Source organism: Mesorhizobium sp. ESP7-2 (assembly GCF_020164715.1).
In the GTDB taxonomy this organism is placed as follows: domain Bacteria; phylum Pseudomonadota; class Alphaproteobacteria; order Rhizobiales; family Rhizobiaceae; genus Mesorhizobium.
Window position 1 is genome coordinate 78,802 of record NZ_JAIUGQ010000026.1, and the last position, 16,387, is coordinate 95,188.

Consider the following 16,387-nt stretch of genomic DNA (forward strand, 5'->3'; position numbering starts at 1 on the left):
GTCGAACCGCAGTCGGCGGCGTGTGGCCGTCTTCAGTAGACCACGACACTCCGGATCGACTTGCCCTCATGCATGAGGTCGAATCCCCTGTTGATGTCCTCGAGATTCAGCGTGTGGGTGATCATCGGGTCGATCTGGATCTTGCCGTCCATGTACCAATCGACGATTTTTGGCACGTCGGTGCGACCGCGTGCGCCGCCGAAGGCGGTGCCCATCCAGCTGCGGCCGGTGACGAGCTGGAACGGCCTGGTCGAAATCTCCTGGCCGGCGCCGGCGACGCCGATGACCACCGACTTGCCCCAACCGCGATGCGAAGCCTCCAGCGCCTGGCGCATCACCTTGGTGTTGCCGGTGCAATCGAACGTGTAGTCGGCGCCGCCGATCTGGTCGGCACCGCGCTTGGTCATGTTGACGAGGTGGGGGACGATGTCGCCCTCGATCTCCTTCGGATTGACGAAATGCGTCATTCCGAAGCGCTCGCCCCATTCCTTCTTGTCGTTGTTCAAATCGACGCCGATGATCATGTCGGCGCCGGCAAGCTTCAGGCCCTGGATGACGTTGAGGCCAATGCCGCCGAGGCCGAAGACCACTGATGTAGCACCTTGCTCGACCTTGGCGGTGTTGATGACGGCGCCGATGCCGGTGGTGACGCCGCAGCCGATGTAGCAGATCTTGTCGAAGGGGGCGTCGGGATTGACCTTCGCGACCGCGATCTCGGGCAGCACGGTGAAATTGGAGAAGGTCGAGCAGCCCATGTAATGGAAGATCTTGTCCTTGCCGATCGAAAAGCGCGACGAGCCGTCCGGCATCAGGCCTTGGCCTTGCGTGGCACGGATGGCGGTGCACAAATTGGTCTTTCTGGACAGGCAGGACGGGCACTGCCGGCATTCCGGCGTATAGAGCGGAATGACGTGGTCACCCTTCTTGACCGAGGTGACGCCCTTGCCGACATCGACGACGACGCCGGCGCCTTCATGGCCGAGAATGGCCGGGAAGATGCCTTCGGGATCGGCGCCCGACAGCGTGAATTCATCGGTGTGGCAGATGCCGGTCGCCTTGATCTCGACCAGTACCTCGCCATCGCGCGGTCCCTCGAGGTCGACCTCCATGATCTCCAGCGGCTTTCCGGCAGCGACTGCGACAGCGGCGCGGGTTTTCATTCTTTCTTCTCCCCGAAATTCGTTTGCAAGGCGTGGCCTCGCTTGTGATTGGAAATGACTAGGCGGCGACCTTGGCTGGTCCGGCCGGGAACACGCCCGACATGACGGTGAAGCCCTTGATGCGCTTGACCCGATCGCACCAGCGCCGGATGGCCGGATAGTCCTGCCGGGGTATTCCGCCCTCCTCCGACAGGATGATGTAGGGAAAGCAGGCGATGTCGGCGATGGTCGGGTGGCTGGAAGAACAGATCCAGTTGCGGCCTTGCTGTTCGCCGAACCACAGATGCTCGTCGAGAATGCGAAACAGCCGGTGCGCGCCCGCACGAGCGGCATCGACATCGAAATCGTAGAACAGCGCATCGTGCAGGCGGGCCGCCGACGAGGTTGCGGTGATGCCGTCGGCAAACGCCAGCCACTGGCTCACTTCACCCAGTTGGGCTGGGCTGTCCCGGGGATACCAGGTACCCGAGGGATCGTATTTCGACGCGAGGTAGACCAGGATCGCCTGAGCATCGCGCAGGATCAGCCCGTCATCATCGATGACCGGCAGCTGCCCGAGCGGATTGAGCTTCAGGAACCATTCCGATTTGTGTTCGCGGCCGGGATAGAAGTCGATCGGCACGGTTTTGTGGTCGACGCCGAGGAAGCTCATCAGCAAGCGCAACTTGTAACAATTGCCAGACAGTTCGTAGTCGTAAAGCGTGATCATCGGCAGCTCCTATATGTCCAGTACGAGGCGCGCCGTTTTGGCGCGCGACACACAGGTCATGATCCTGGTCCCGGCCTTTTTCTCGGCATCGTTAAGGTAGACGTCCTGGTGGTCCGGCTCCCCTTCGATCACCGTCGCCATGCAGGTGCCGCAGGCGCCTTGCTCGCATGATGACGGCACATCGATGCCGTTCTCGCGCATCACCTGCATGATGGTCTTGCCGGCGGGCACCTTGAGCGTGACGCAGGAGCGCGCCAGGGCCACCTCGAAGCTGGAACTGTCGTCGATCTTGTTGGTGTTCTTGAAATATTCGAAATGTACCGCGGTCTCCGGCCAGCCCTGCTCGGCCGCTGTCCTTCGGGCAGCTTCCAGCATCGGGCCGGGACCACAGACGTAAAGATGCATGCCGTTCTGGTACGGGGAAAGCAGCTCACGCAGTTTGGCGCCTGTTTGCTCCGGGGTGAGGCCGAGGTGCGGCACGAGCGAACCACCGAGGCGTTGCAGGCGATCGGAGAAGGCGAGATGCTGTTTTCCTTGCGCGAAATAGTGAAGTTCGTGCGTCAGCTCCTGATTTTTCAAGGCCTGCGCCATGGCCAGCAGTGGTGTGATGCCGACACCGCCGGCAATGAACAGCGTCTTGATCGCATCGCGGCGCAGCGGGAAATTGTTGCGCGGCTCCGAAATCGCCAGCACGTCGCCTTCGCGAACGGTCTCGTGCATGCATTTCGAACCGCCCTTCGAATCCCTTTCCAGCTTCACGCCGATGACGAAGCTGTCGGTTTCGCCAGGTCCGTTGGTGATCGAATATTGCCGGACCTCGCCGTTGGGCATGTGGATATCGATATGAGCGCCTGGCTGGAAGGTCGGCAGAAGGCCCTTGATCGGGCGAAGCTCGAATCCGGCTATGCCGTCGGCCGCCTGCCATTTCCTCGCCACCGTAACGCGCAGTGCGGCCTTGCGGCCTTGCGTCATCAATTCCGGCATCTCCGCGAGTTCGGCGGACACCTTTTCGTAGATCGGCTCGATCGGTGCCGGCGCCGATGCGTTCGCAGCCTCCCGCTCCGCCTCATCGCGCAGCTTCGACAGAAGCTCGTTGTGATGGCGCAGGATGGTGATGCGCACGGCCCCATCGGCGTCCTGATCCAGCACGCCACGAATGACCGAACGGTTGGAATCGACCGGCTGGACGAAGAAGACCCCCTGTGTCCGCGCGCTGCCGTCCACTGAGCGCAGCGCCACGGCAAAATCCTGCACGGCTTCAGCCTGGATTTCGGCGCCGTCGCCGTCGATCCTGGCGCTGGGTTGGAAACGATAGGCCTTCAGTCTCTCGATGACCTTGCCGGCCGGCGCGTTGACGGGGATTCCACGCAACACGAGCAACTTGCCTTCCGGCAAGCCGGAGACGTCCGGAACCTCGCCTCGCGGCTCTTCGGACGACCAGACGAGGCCATAGCGTTCCACGGCTGGAAAGGTACGGTTGGTGATGGTGCGGGCCGGCGCGTCGGCCGGATGTGCCGGAATATAGGTGCAGCCGGCGGTGCGGTTGGAATAGCGCCAGCCATGGTACTGGCACTTCAGCTCGCGACCATCATTGATGCCGATCGACAGCCTGACGCCGCGATGCAGGCAACGGTTTTCCCAAATGTTGACGTAGCCGTCATCGGCGCGCCAGACGGCAAACTCCCGGCCGAGCAACTGGCCATGGAAGACGTGGCGGTACGGCAAATCATAGGCAGCGGCGATCGGATGCCACTTGTTCCTGGCTTCTTCCAACATTCATCGTCTCCAAAAATGTCTCGTCAGGCCGCTACTGGAATGACGCCATAGGTGACGCCCTTCTGGCTGAGCCAGCGCCGGTAGGCGATGGCCGACTTGTCGGCCCGTATCGGTGTTTCCGCACGAGGATCGAGCGGGAGACGCTTCGGCACCTGGTTCTCGAGGATCGGCTTGTCCTGGCCGAAGATGGTCTGCTGAAATCGCTTGATCACCTTGTCTTCATTGTCCTCGTCGAGCACACACAGCAGCATGTGGGCCCGCACGTGCTCCTGGTCGACCGGTTGCAGAAAGACGGCGATGACATCGCGCCGCGTTTCATCGAGGGGGCTCGATTTGTAGAGCACCGAGCAATAGGGATGCGGCACGCGATAGACATAGTCCACATCCGCACCGCCGTCCGAGGTGGTCGAAGCCATCGGCTGGAAGAAGCGGCAGCGCGTCGCCAGGATCTCGTCGCGGTCGGCCGAAATCTCGACATCGTATTCCTTGACCTCGGTGTGCGGTTCGACGCCGAGAATGTCGGTATGGACGTATGGGAAATGGCCCATGTCGAGAAAGTTCTCGATGGCGCGCGGCGCTGAAACATTCACGCCGAAAGTCGCGGCGTTGAGCTTGCGTCGATCCGCTTCCGCATATTCCGGGATCGGAAACAGATCCTCGGGCGGCGACCCGAGCGAGGTCCAGACATAGCCATAAGCGCTCTTTGCCGGCAGTCTTTCATCGATGTCGATGACCGGCGCCCGGTCTCCCGGCCGCAAACCCGGCCGCGATCGCCACACGACGGGTTCACCGTTCTCGCTGACGGCAAAACTGACACGCTCCTCAAGCAACACCGTCTCCTCGACGGCGAACGGAGGCGTCTCGGCAATCGCGCCGATCGGATGCCAGAGATTCAGGATTACCGTATCCGTGCATTTTGCCATCGTTCTATTCCTTCAATGCGCCCGAGACCGTCGTTGCCGAAATCAGGATTGCGCCGGTATGGCGCCGTAGGTGACAGCGCGGTCGCGCAGCCAACGCCGGTAGTAGACCGAGACGGCGTCGGCCCGGATCGGCGTCTCAGCGCGCGGATCGAGCGGCAGGCGCTTGGGCAACTGGTTCTCCAGGATCGGTTTGTCCTGGCCGAAGATCAGCTGCATGAAGCTGCGCACGGTCGCCGCCTCCATGCCCTCCTTCAGATAACAAAGATAAGGATGGGCGATGCAATTTTCCTCGTCGACCGGCTGCACGAACAAGGTGATCACGTCGAGCCGCTCCTTCTGGATCGGGTTGCTCTTGTAAAGCGCCACCGTATAGGGCCGTATGACCTTGTAGATGTAGTCGACGACAAACCCGTGCCTGGCGGTCGGCGAAGCCACCGGCTGATAGAATTTGCATTCCGTTGCCAGAACCTCGCCCTTGTCGGTGATTTCCACCTTGTAGGGCGCCACCTCGGTATGCGGCTCCTCGCCAAGCCAGCCAGCGTGGATGAAGGGGAAATGCCCCATGTCCAGAAAATTCTCGACGGCGCGCAGGCCGGACACCTTGACCGCTATGGAGCCGCCACTGACCAGATGACGATCCGCCTCGTTGGCCTCCGGGATATAGATGATGTCGCGCCAGGGTGTATCGAGGCACGTCCAAACGAAGCCGTATCGCTCGGCGCTCTTGAGCGTCGCCCCGGTATCCGTTCGCACAACCTCTATCTTGCGAAGATCCCTGCAATCGATGGCAAGGTCGACCCCGAGCAAGCGGGTCGGGAACGGTGTATCGCTAGCCAGTGCCGCGCGGTCGGCAACGATATGCCAGTCGTTCAAAAGTTCGCGGTCATTGCAACGGGTTGCCATCGGCATCCCCTCTCACTCGGCTAGCCCTTCATCATGAACCTAGCTCAGCGTTTCGAAATCAAAGAACCATAAGATTGGATATCAATCAATAAGTTTTTGTGTGGCAAAACACGATTTTTTATTGACAGATTGCGACGATTGCACTCCGATATGGAATTCTGAATTCGAGATATGTTGCACCTCGAGGGGCATGTGTTCGATATGGACGATATCCCAATCATGTCTTGCAAACGGCGGAGAGCCATGTCGTGAGCGGTCGCTCCCAAACGATCGCGGAAACGCTGACGCGCGCGATCATCGATCATCGACTGGTGCCGGGCTGCAAACTTGGCGAACGCGAGCTCGCGGAGATATTCGACGTCAGCCGCATCGTTGTGCGACAGGCGCTGATCCGCCTCGCCGATGACGGCCTGGCCCAGATCGAGCGCAACCGCGGCGCCTTCGTCGCCCGGCCCAGTATGCAGGAAGCGCTGGAGATCTACGACGCGCTGACCCTGGTCGAACAGGGCGTCGCCGCGCAGCTGAGCGACCGCCTCGGCCCCGCCGGCTGGGCCGAACTGCGCCACCATGTCGAACGCCAGCGCCAGGCTGTCGCCGCTGGCAACGATGCGCTGGCCGACGTGCTCGGTCAGGAATTCCATACCGTCTTCGTGCGCCTCAGCCGCAACAAGGTGATGCAGGAAATCCATGCTCAGCTTGTGCGCCGTACGACGCTGCTTCGGTCGCTCATTACCGCCGATTTCGACTATTGTAACCTGCTCGACGACCACTCGCGGGTGGTCGACCTCCTGGAGAAAGGCCGCCTGAAGCAGGCGATGGACCTCATCGACACCCACCATCGGACCGTGGTGCGCGGCTACATCATGGACCGTGAGGTGTTTCCCGAGCTGACGCCGGCCGAGGCCCTCGCACCCTATCTCGACGGCAAGGCCGATGGGGCAACAACGGCGGTTCCGCTCGCAAGGCCAGCGAAAGCACCGGGCGACGCGGCGACGCATCTACACATCCATCTTCCAAAAAAAGATCCGGCACCCGCAAGCCGGGCATCAACGAAAAAAACCAACAGAGGGTTACAATCATGAACGACGTAACAAGACGGAATTTCCTGAAATACAGCGGTGCGCTCGGCGCAGCACTTGGCACCGGGGGATTGAGCACCGTCGCGCAAGCGCAGGAGGTGCTGAAAATCGGCGCCGTCTATGTCTCCCCGGTCGCTGAAATCGGCTGGACCAAGCAGCACAGCCTCGGCGTCGAGGCCATCAAGGCCGAGTTCGGCGACAAGGTCGAACTTACCGTCATCGACAACATCTTCATGCCGCAGGACGCCGAACGCATTTTTCGCGAATTGGCCACCGCCGGCAACAAGCTGATCTTCGGCACCAGCTTCTCGCACGGAACACCGATGCAGAAAGTGGCGCCGCGGTTCCCCAAGGTGGCCTTCGAACATTGCTCCGGCATTGTCCATCTCGCCAATCTCGGCACCTTCGAAGCCAAATATTACGAGGGTACTTTCGTCGCCGGCGCTGCCGGCGGCTACATGTCGAAAGCGGGCAAGATCGGCTTCATCGGCGGCTTCCCGATCCCCGACATCGTCGGCCCGGCCAATGCGCTGCTGCTTGGCGCGCAAAGCGTCAATCCGAATGCCACCTGTAACGCGATCTTCCTCAACTCCTGGTTCGATCCTGGCAAGGAAAAGGAGGCCGCCAAGACGCTGATTTCGCAAGGCTGCGACGTCATCTGCTCGATGACGGACACGGCGACCGGCGTTCAGGTCGCAGGCGAAGGCGGCGCCTGGTCGATCGGCTACGCCAGCGACATGGCGAAGTTCGGTTCGGGTAAGCAGCTGACGTCGTTCGTCCTCGACTGGACCAGCGACTATGTCGGCGCTGCCAAGGCAGTCGCTGCCGGCACGTGGAAGCCGGAGGTGCGTTGGGACGGGCTGGCGGCCGGCGTGGTCAAGATGGCGCCCTACAATGAAGGCATTCCCGCCGATTCCCGGGCCAAGCTGAAACAGCTCGAGGCCGACATCGGTAGCGGCAAGGTCCACCCCTATGCCGGCGAATTGAAGGACCAGGCCGGCAACGTCAAGGTCGCCGCCGGTTCCGTTCTGGCCGATGACGACATTCGCGGTATGAACTGGTTCGTGAAGGGGATGATCGGCAAGCTGAGCTGATCGTCCGTCAAAGAGCCTTGGCGCCGAAGCCGATATGCTTCGGCGCCAGCCGGCTTGCGCCTCGTCCAACCTCGCTTCACGTCACGGCAGGACCCGCCATGCACCCGCGTCTAAAACTGTGCAACATCTGCAAACGCTATCCGGGCGTCGTCGCCAATGACGACGTTTCACTGTCGATCCAACCCGGCGAGATCCACGCCGTGCTCGGCGAGAATGGCGCCGGCAAATCCACGCTGATGAAGATCATCTACGGCGCGGCGCAGGCCGATTCCGGGGAGATCTACAGCGATGGCAATGCGATCGTCGCCCACAACCCGGCGGTGTCGCGCTCGCTCGGCATCGAGATGGTCTACCAGCACTTCGCATTGTTTGAATCGGTCTCTGTGGTCGAGAACATTGCGCTGTCGGCAAGCAGCGGATTTCATCTTCCCTCGCTTGCCGAAAAGATCCGCGACCTCTCGCTCCGCTACGGCATGCCCATCGATCCACATCGCCAGGTGCACGATCTGTCGGTCGGCGAGCGTCAGCGCGTCGAGATCGTTCGCTGCCTGCTGCAGGCGCCAAAACTCCTGATCCTCGACGAACCAACTTCCGTGTTGACGCCGCAGGCTGTGGTCAAGCTGTTCGAGACGCTCCGGCAATTGGCCGCTGAAGGCTGCAGCATCGTCTATATCAGCCACAAGCTCGACGAGGTGCAGGAGCTCTGCGACACCGCAACGGTGTTGCGCAACGGCAAGGTCACCGGCACCGCCCGCCCCAAGGAGACGACATCGCTGGAGCTCGCCCGCATGATGGTCGGCTCCAGGCTGCCTGAAATGCACGTCGGCCCGCCGGTCCCAAGCGACAGACCCGTGCTTGAGGTCAGGGGCCTCTCGGTCAAGGCCCGGGATCATTTCGGCGTCGACCTGAAGGACGTTTCGTTCAATGTGCATGGCGGGGAGATCGTCGGCCTCGCCGGCGTTTCCGGAAATGGCCAGGCCGAGCTGATCGCCCTGCTCAGCGGCGAACGCACCCATGAGCGCGCCGATGCGATCAGGATTCGCGGAACCGACGCCGCCCGCCTGCGCCCCCAGGAACGCCGCAAACTCGGCGTCGCCTTCGTTCCCGAAGAACGGCTCGGACGCGGTGCCGTGCCATCGCACACGCTGTGGGAGAATACCGTGCTGACGGCGCATCGCTTCGGCACGGTGCGCAAGGGGTTGGTCGACCGACGCAAGGCGAAGGCTTTCGCCACCGGCATCATCGACAGGTTCAAGGTCAAGGCCAGCGGAGCGCAAGCGACCGCGCAAAGCCTGTCGGGCGGCAATCTGCAGAAATTCATCGTCGGACGCGAGATCGCGATCACGCCGAAGCTGCTCCTGGTTTCGCAGCCGACCTGGGGGGTCGATGTCGGCGCATCCGCCTTCATCCGCCAGACCATCATCGATCTCAGCCGCGCCGGAGCGGCCGTGTTTGTCGTCTCCGAGGAACTCGACGAGCTGTTCGAGATCTGCGACCGGCTGCTGGTCATCTGCCAGGGGAAGGTGTCTCCACCACTTGTCTGCACGACCGCCGACCGCGAGGAAATCGGGCTTCTGATGACCGGCCAAGGCATGAGCGAAGGCGTATCGGCGAACAGAGGTGGCAGCGTTGCATCTCAGGATTGAACAGAGACCGGAGCCTTCCGCGCCGATGCGCGTCGCCGCGCCGGTTTTGGCGACGGCACTGACGGTCATCGTTGGCTCGATTTTCTTCGCTTCGCTCGGGCATGATCCGCTGGCCACGCTCTATGCGTTCTTCGTCGAGCCGCTCAGTTCGATGAACGGGCTGTCGGAGTGGTTGCTCAAGGCCTCGCCGCTGATCCTCATCGCTTGCGGGCTGGCGGTCGGCTTCCGCGCCAATGTCTGGAACATCGGCGCAGAGGGCCAGTTCACGATGGGTGCGATCGCCGCCAGCGGCGTCGGCCTATTCTGGCCAGAGCCCCAGAGCGTGCTGCTGTTGCCTCTGATGTTCCTGGCCGGCATGGGCGCCGGCATGGCATGGGCCGCGATCCCCGCCTTCCTGCGCGCCCGCATGAACACCAACGAAATCCTCGTCACGCTGATGATGACGTACATCGCCACGCTGTTCCTGTCCTATCTCGTGCATGGACCGTGGCGCGATCCGGCCGGGTTCAACTATCCGCAGACGGCTCTCCTGCCCGCCGCAGCACTGCTGCAATCCTTTGATCCGGCCTACCGGCTCAATTCCTCGATCTTCATCACCGTCGTCGCCGTCATCGCGATGTGGCTGTTCACCGACCGCAGCTTTCTTGGCTACAAGATGTCGGTGAGCGGCGCGGCTCCCCTCGCCGCTCGCTATGCGGGATTTCGCCAGTCGGCCGCGATTTGGATCGGCCTGCTGGCCGGCGGTGCGGCAGCCGGGATCGCGGGTATGGCGGAAGCCGCCGGCCCACTCGGCCAGCTCTCGCCGCAAATATCGCCGGGCTATGGTTTTGCGGCCATCATTGTCGCCTTCATCGGACGGCTGAACGCGTTCGGCATCGTGCTCGGCGGGCTGTTGATGTCGCTGCTGTTTCTCGGCGGCGAAGGCGTGCAGATGACGTTGGGCCTGCCCTCGGCGCTGACGCGGATTTTCCAGGGCATCCTCCTGTTCTTCCTGCTCGCCGCCGACTTCTTCATTTTCTATCGCATTCGCCTGGTTCGGGAGAGAGCCTGATGGATCTGTTCATTGCCATCTTCACGGGCACCATCATTGCCGCGACGCCCTTGATCTTCGCGGCGCTCGGCGAACTCGTGGTGGAGAAATCCGGGGTTCTCAATCTCGGCATCGAAGGCATGATGCTGATGGGAGCAGCCCTTGCATTCTGGGCAGTCACGGCAGGCTTTTCCATGCCTGTCGCGATCATGGCCGGCGCGCTGGCGGGTGCCGCCGCATCCCTGCTGTTCGGCGTTCTGGCACTGACCTTCCTGACCAACCAGTATGCCGCCGGCCTGGCGCTTGCGATCTTCGGCTCAGGGGTTTCGGCCTTCCTCGGGCGCGGTTTCGGCAGCGATCCGATCGAGGCATTGCATCGCGTCAACATACCTATCTTGTCTGATTTGCCCATGATTGGCCCGCTGCTGTTCCGCTTCGACCCGATGGTCTACCTCGGCTTGCTGATGTTCGTCGCCATCAGCTGGTTTCTCTACAGGACCAAAGCCGGGCTGGTTCTGCGCACGATCGGCGAGTCGCCACAGACGTCACATGCGATCGGCTATCGGGTGATCAGGATCCGCTATATGGCTGTGCTGTTTGGCGGGCTGATGGCGGGGCTGGCGGGCGCTTACCTGTCGGTCGCCTACACGCCGCTTTGGGTCGAGAACATGACCGCCGGCAAGGGCTGGATCGCGCTGGCGCTGGTGGTCTTCGCCACATGGCGGCCGCTGCGCATTCTGCTTGGCGCCTGGCTGTTCGGCGGCATGACAATCCTGCAGCTGCAGGGGCAGGCTTTGGGACTGGAAGTGCCCTCGGAGTTGCTGTCGGCCCTGCCCTACCTGGCGACCATCATCGTGTTGGTGCTCATCTCGCGGAACCGCCAGATGCTGGCGCTGCATTTCCCGGCATCTCTTGCAAAACCCTTCCGTCCGGCAAGTTGAGCCAGGAATGTCGGGTTCAAAATCTGTCATTGCACGTCGTTGCCAACCTTGCCGCACGCGCCAGGCAAGGTGCTTCAACCATTCAAGCGGCTTGGCTAGGTGCTCAGCCGTAGCAGCGAAGTCTGAACAGGCCAGCTATTGGCTGGGGAAAGGCGGTAGCGCTCTCCCGCTACCACCATTCCCCCCACTCCTTTGACGCCGTGGGGGAAAGCACGCTCGCCTAAGAGTGCCGTCAGCCGCCCAGCGATTTCGACTTCGACCCCGGTTCTCGACGGATCTCGAAACACCGTGACGGTTTCGACCAAGCCACGCATCGCCTCTGCACATTCGGAATCGCCAGAAGCAATGCCCTTGGCAAGCCCGGTCTGAAGTTGGTTCAGTTGTTCCTCGTAGCGGGCGAGCACCGCAGGGTGCAGCGCGATCACTCCGGTCGCAGCGGGCGCCCGATCCAACTCTGCCAAAATGCTCTTGCGCTCTTCATTCAGTGTTGTTGATTGCGGCCCCAATATAGCTGGGTCGCCGTGGCCTTTGGCAATGGCGTTGACCAACCGCTCGATCTCCCGAGTTAGCTCTTCAAGCCGTCGCTCCAAACGGGTGCGCCTGGCATCGGTATCGGCGGCCAGGCGCTTCCGTTCTTCGTGGTAGGTCTGGACGTACTGGGCAATCACTTCGGGATGGCGCAACTCGGCGGTAAGCCCGTTCAGAACTGCAGTTTCGACCGTATCCAAATAGAAGGTCTTCGGATCAGCGCATATTCCGCTCTCTGTCGCGGCCGAACAGCGGATGCGAACGCGCTTGGATTTGTCCATGCCCTTTGACGACGAAATCGAGTAATGCTGCGCGAAATCGGCATCGCCGGTTTGCAATGAAGCACCAGGCAATCTTACGCCGAGGTGTCCAGCATACGTCTGAAAAGCAACCGTACCGACGAGCACGGCTCTTAGGCGGAAGATTCCTGCTGCTCCGATGGCTTCAACGACATCGCCAGTGAACCGGTCCGGTGCAGTCAGCCCTGCTTCGCGAGTCAGTGTGGAGACCAAGTGTAGACCTTCAGCATGATTTTTTTCCGAAGCCGGCACACACTTCTAAGAAAAATGCGCTTGCTAATGAATAAGTGCTTAAACTGCTTGCGCTCTGTTTAAGAAATGGTTTGTTGTTGCTATAAATAGCTGATCTGACCAGCGACGACGATGCTTCTCATGCAGGCGGGCGTGGCAGACGCTCCAAGGCGGCGTGTCTGAGGGGAGCATAAAAAAGCTGGGGGTGCCACGCCGCGAATTTCTCCTTTTTCGGCCGTCGTTTGTCGTGCCGCTGTTTGTAATCGCTGTCGAAGACACTGCGAAGCCGGCGATACCCCCAGCTTTTTTATGCTCCCCTTGCTGAGGTTCTCTGCAAAGCTTTCCTGGTCCTCCGCCTGCTCACACAGTAAGACCTTTGGGACGGGGTCATTGGGTCATCACCGCTCACCGCTTCGTCGGGATAGGCGTTACCCTGCGCTGCTAGGCGGGCTGTCTTTTGAAGTGGGGTAGCTTGCCGGTAAGTAATCACGCCACGATTCCGGACTCATTTCCGTGGAAAGACGGACTCCTGCGAGATGCCATAGCTCTTAGAAGCTGGTCCGAGAAACGGAGAAGCGCCAAGAGTTTCGCGATTGAAGAAACGGTGGTTATAGCCGCCTTCAAGACCCGGAGGCTTATCGAGAGCGAAAGGTTTCTTCAAACCTGGCCTCGCTGAACTTGTCGGCGAACTTCTATCGCTGCAAACTTAAGGGGATAAACAAGCACACCAGGTACGGCATCGAGAGCTACTATGACTTCTCGGCGCCAGCCAATGTGGACCTTCCGGTTGGGGACGTGGTGAACAAGATCATTCACAGCTTTGTGTTCGGCGAGACGTTCAATACTCCCGCGCTCCACATCGCAAGTTCCATCCGAAACCAAGCCGTGAACGGGTTCAGGGCCTTTGGTCCGTCACTTTGAACTCATACATCGACGTTCGACGATCCAAAAAAGTACATTGGGATTTCCAACCCCAAGCCCGGCGATTGGGACACCTAGGCCGGCAACGGCGATCCCCCGGCTGAGTTCGCAGCCAAAGCGGTCGCGCGTGTAACCCCATGGAGAAAGAGGCGTCCGCCCTCTTTCTTCCTTCCACCCTGCTTGAGCGAACCGACACCGAGTGGGTTGATGGGCTCCTCGACCGTTGCCGCCATTTGGGAATGAGGGCCGGATGGGCGTGGACGTCAGGGCGCTTAACGCGCGACAGCCAACCGAGACGGACAACCGCGCCTAACGGGTCTCCCTGCCGATAACTGTGCTGCACGGAAGCCTCGGCGACAAGCAGCGCGGGAACCTGCGTTACCATCGAAAGTTCCTGCTCATGGCAAATCACCCGATTACCGGCGTACTCACCTCGATCGGCACGTGGACCTCTCGGCCAGCAGCATTCCTGGTGTTGCTGGCATATGCGATCGTCTGGATAGTTTTCGATCGGCAAAGCTTGAACTGGCATGGAGCGGCCACGCTCCTCACTTGGGCCATGACGCTGTTCATTCAGCGGGCGGAGCATCGCGACACCCAGGCCATTCATGCCAAGTTGGACGAAATGTTGAGATCAAACAGTTCGGCTTCGACCATCACCCGCATTGATGATGAAGAGCCGGAGGAAATCGAGAAACATCGCAGTCGCAAGCAGCAGGGCGACTGACATGCGCGCTGTCGGTTTCGTGGCGTTGCTGACAGGTGCGAAGCAGATCTGGCTGGATCGGAAGTTCAGCCCGCTGCTCAGGGGACTGAGCTATGTGCCGTTGCGGCCCTCGCCGGCTTGGTCACATTGGCGGCCATAAACCTGACCCCTGAGCCACGCGTTTTGCGGACGATCGTCCCGCATCGTTTCGATGCATCGGATCCCCAGTTCGCCAGGTCGATGAGCAGTTACTCGCTGGGACAGATGTCCGACGCGAACGCGGTGCAAACCCTTGTGAACGGTGACGAGATTTTTCCTTCGATGCTTCAAGCGATCGGCGCGGCTCGGTCCACCATCAATTTTGAGACTTATATCTATTGGTCTGGGGCCGTTGGCTATGAGTTCGCATTGGCATTCGCGGCCAAGGCGCAGGAAGGTGTCGAGGTCCGGGTGCTCGTCGACTGGGTCGGCAGCCTGCCTTTCGATGAAGACCTGATCCACATCATGACAAGAGCCGGCGTGACGTTCCAGCGCTACCGGCCGATCCATTGGTACACATTGGACCGTCTGAATAACCGCACCCATCGCAAACTGCTCATTGTCGACGGACAAGTGGCCTTTACGGGTGGTGTCGGCATCGCGGATAATTGGCGCGGAAACGCCCGCAACCCGGATGAATGGCGCGACACGCACTATCGGGTCGAAGGGACTGCCGTACCTGCTTTCCAGGCAGCGTTTGCCGAAAATTGGTTGGAAACGACCGGTGAGACATTGCAAGGTGAGAAGTTCTACCCTCCGCCCGAGCCTGCCGGGTCGCTTGGCGCCCAGCTGATAATCTCTTCGCAGCCAAATGGCTCGGAGAACATGGAACTGATGATGCTGGCGGCGATAGCCGCCGCCAAGGATCACCTGCGAATCGGAATGGCGTATTTCGTGCCCGACGATATCGCCCTCCAGCAGATCCTGGACGCGAGGACGCGAGGCGTGTCGGTCGATGTGATTGTTCCCAATGCGCTGACCGACGTGCCTCTGGTTCGAAAAGGCTCGCGCTATTTCTGGGGCGACTTGCTTAGGGCGGGTGTGCGGATCTACGAGTTTCAGCCCACCATGTATCATCCAAAGCTGCTGATTGTTGACGACGTCTGGGCGAGCTTTGGTTCCACCAATCTGGACGAACGCTCCTTGCGGCTGAACGACGAAGCCAGTCTGAACGTCTACGGCAGGGATTTTGCAAGAACGCAGATCGACTTGTTCGACCAGGATCTTGGGCGGTCCCGGCAGATCACCCTGGCCGAATGGGAAGCGCGTCCCCTGCGGGAAAAAATTTCGGACTGGCTGGCCAGCAGGCTGCGCTCCCAACTTTGAGCCCTGGCTGTCATTGCGTGCAATCTGCGCGAAAACTTCCTCGATACCCACTTGTAAACGGGTTACAAAGAAATTTCCTACCACAGAGACCAGCAGTGACTTTGGACAAAGACGACGTGTGTCTAGCGATCGGCACCGACGTACTGGTGCGCAGACGCCTGCTTCAAAGCGTCAATGTGAACCTGACGGTTCATGCGGTTTCGCTCGACGCTTAGAAGCTCTTCCTCACAGGTAAGGCCGTTCATGAAAAGCTTTAGGACGTGGGATGCGAGTGTCCGTGCCTGCGGGCTGCTGGGCGGGATTCCCCGCTCTTCGCAGGAGGTTCGGCAGACGCGGGCAAGCATCTCCACTTCGTCGGGCATGACGACTTGGCCAGGAAACAGCATGGCTCCCTTTTCTCCCTCAAATGTGCCTTGGATGCTGGACCATGACTCTGCGCGCATCTGGAGTCATTAAGAAATGATAAAGCGGGCGAAGTTGGTCTGAATTGGTACCGTCTTTTTGCGGAACGTTCGCGGACCACCTCGAATGTTCGGAAGGCGGCGATCGTTCCTCGCGAGCGGGTTCTTTTCCTAGCCTGAAATCCGGAACATCAAAGGTCACCCGGCACTGGGGCGACTGACACCTGATCCTCTGGCAGAAACGTCACCTTGCCTGCGGGCACGATCGAGGAGAAGGTCAGACTGAAAAGCAGCACGTTTGCAGCGTCGGTTACATGCATCATCCACGTGTGACCACCTCCAACTAGGTCGCCGCCCAAGTCAGCCAGCATGGTGCCCATTGCTCTAACCGCCTCAGTTCGCGCGGTATGCAAGTCGGGCAATTCCGTCCCCTCTACATCCGGAACCAGGGCGCCATCATCGACGTGAAAGTGATAGCTAGGCATTGAAGATCCTCCTGATTGGAGGCCCAAACTTCGCATTCCCCTTGATGTTCCGCCGCTGCAGCGGCCTGCAGCGGCCCAGGGCTGCGAATCCAGGTTAACGGGGAAGTTGACCCAGGATTGAGGCGAGGTAGTCGGGGCTCCATCCGGCCTTTTTGCGCCTCAGTTTGATCGACTGCCTGTCGTTGATTGC

General features: G+C 60.6%; 14 protein-coding genes. 7 read left to right on the forward strand and 7 right to left on the reverse strand.

Features of this window, described 5'->3' with window-relative positions; genetic code table 11:
• Positions 1-32 precede the first annotated feature (32 nt).
• The 5 genes from LB543_RS22430 to LB543_RS22450 are packed head-to-tail and all read right to left on the reverse strand — an operon-like array spanning position 33 to position 5,471.
• Positions 33-1,160 carry an S-(hydroxymethyl)glutathione dehydrogenase/class III alcohol dehydrogenase gene (locus LB543_RS22430; protein ID WP_224597577.1) on the reverse strand — a complete coding sequence of 376 codons (1,128 nt, stop codon included), beginning with the start codon at positions 1,158-1,160 and terminating at the stop codon, positions 33-35.
• 58 nt (positions 1,161-1,218) lie between these two features.
• Positions 1,219-1,869: a glutathione S-transferase family protein gene (locus tag LB543_RS22435; RefSeq protein ID WP_224615561.1), complete on the reverse strand. Its 651-nt coding sequence runs from the start codon at positions 1,867-1,869 to the stop codon at positions 1,219-1,221.
• A gap of 9 nt (positions 1,870-1,878) precedes the next feature.
• Positions 1,879-3,645, reverse strand: coding sequence for a 2Fe-2S iron-sulfur cluster-binding protein (locus tag LB543_RS22440; RefSeq protein WP_224615562.1), 1,767 nt, complete (start codon positions 3,643-3,645; stop codon positions 1,879-1,881).
• Positions 3,646-3,668: 23 nt separating this feature from the next.
• Entirely contained in the window at positions 3,669-4,568 is a 900-nt protein-coding gene (locus tag LB543_RS22445) for an aromatic ring-hydroxylating oxygenase subunit alpha (RefSeq protein ID WP_224597581.1), read from the reverse strand.
• Positions 4,569-4,610: 42 nt separating this feature from the next.
• Positions 4,611-5,471, reverse strand: coding sequence for an aromatic ring-hydroxylating oxygenase subunit alpha (locus LB543_RS22450; protein ID WP_224597582.1), 861 nt, complete (start codon positions 5,469-5,471; stop codon positions 4,611-4,613).
• 248 nt (positions 5,472-5,719) lie between these two features.
• Here LB543_RS22450 and LB543_RS22455 point away from each other — a divergent pair, with 248 nt between their 5' ends.
• The 5 genes from LB543_RS22455 to LB543_RS22475 all read left to right on the forward strand — a co-directional run bounded on the left by LB543_RS22455 (position 5,720) and on the right by LB543_RS22475 (position 11,261).
• Positions 5,720-6,553, forward strand: coding sequence for a GntR family transcriptional regulator (locus LB543_RS22455; protein WP_224597584.1), 834 nt, complete (start codon positions 5,720-5,722; stop codon positions 6,551-6,553).
• Entirely contained in the window at positions 6,550-7,644 is a 1,095-nt protein-coding gene (locus LB543_RS22460) for a BMP family ABC transporter substrate-binding protein (protein WP_224597586.1), read from the forward strand. The genes LB543_RS22455 and LB543_RS22460 overlap by 4 nt, the downstream gene beginning before the upstream one ends.
• A gap of 98 nt (positions 7,645-7,742) precedes the next feature.
• Entirely contained in the window at positions 7,743-9,290 is a 1,548-nt protein-coding gene (locus LB543_RS22465; protein ID WP_224597588.1) for an ABC transporter ATP-binding protein, read from the forward strand.
• Entirely contained in the window at positions 9,274-10,341 is a 1,068-nt protein-coding gene (locus LB543_RS22470) for an ABC transporter permease (RefSeq protein ID WP_224597590.1), read from the forward strand. Before LB543_RS22465 ends, LB543_RS22470 begins: the two co-directional genes overlap by 17 nt.
• Positions 10,341-11,261 carry an ABC transporter permease gene (locus tag LB543_RS22475; RefSeq protein ID WP_224597592.1) on the forward strand — a complete coding sequence of 307 codons (921 nt, stop codon included), beginning with the start codon at positions 10,341-10,343 and terminating at the stop codon, positions 11,259-11,261. Before LB543_RS22470 ends, LB543_RS22475 begins: the two co-directional genes overlap by 1 nt.
• 95 nt (positions 11,262-11,356) lie before the next feature.
• On the opposite strand, the gene LB543_RS22480 is transcribed toward LB543_RS22475, so the two are convergent.
• The gene (locus tag LB543_RS22480; RefSeq protein ID WP_224597594.1) at positions 11,357-12,301 is read right to left on the reverse strand and encodes a GSU2403 family nucleotidyltransferase fold protein; all 945 of its coding nucleotides are present in this window, start codon (positions 12,299-12,301) and stop codon (positions 11,357-11,359) included.
• Positions 12,302-13,640: 1,339 nt separating this feature from the next.
• Between LB543_RS22480 and LB543_RS22485 the strand changes: the two genes are divergently transcribed.
• Both LB543_RS22485 and LB543_RS22490 read left to right on the forward strand, forming a co-directional pair.
• On the forward strand, positions 13,641-13,967 hold the full coding sequence (locus LB543_RS22485; protein ID WP_140758171.1) for a low affinity iron permease family protein: 327 nt from the start codon (positions 13,641-13,643) through the stop codon (positions 13,965-13,967).
• A 243-nt stretch (positions 13,968-14,210) separates the two neighbouring features.
• Positions 14,211-15,311 carry a phospholipase D-like domain-containing protein gene (locus LB543_RS22490; protein WP_224615563.1) on the forward strand — a complete coding sequence of 367 codons (1,101 nt, stop codon included), beginning with the start codon at positions 14,211-14,213 and terminating at the stop codon, positions 15,309-15,311.
• A 592-nt stretch (positions 15,312-15,903) separates the two neighbouring features.
• On the opposite strand, the gene LB543_RS22495 is transcribed toward LB543_RS22490, so the two are convergent.
• Positions 15,904-16,197, reverse strand: coding sequence for a DUF6894 family protein (locus tag LB543_RS22495; RefSeq protein ID WP_224615564.1), 294 nt, complete (start codon positions 16,195-16,197; stop codon positions 15,904-15,906).
• Between the last annotated feature and the right edge of the window lie 190 nt (positions 16,198-16,387).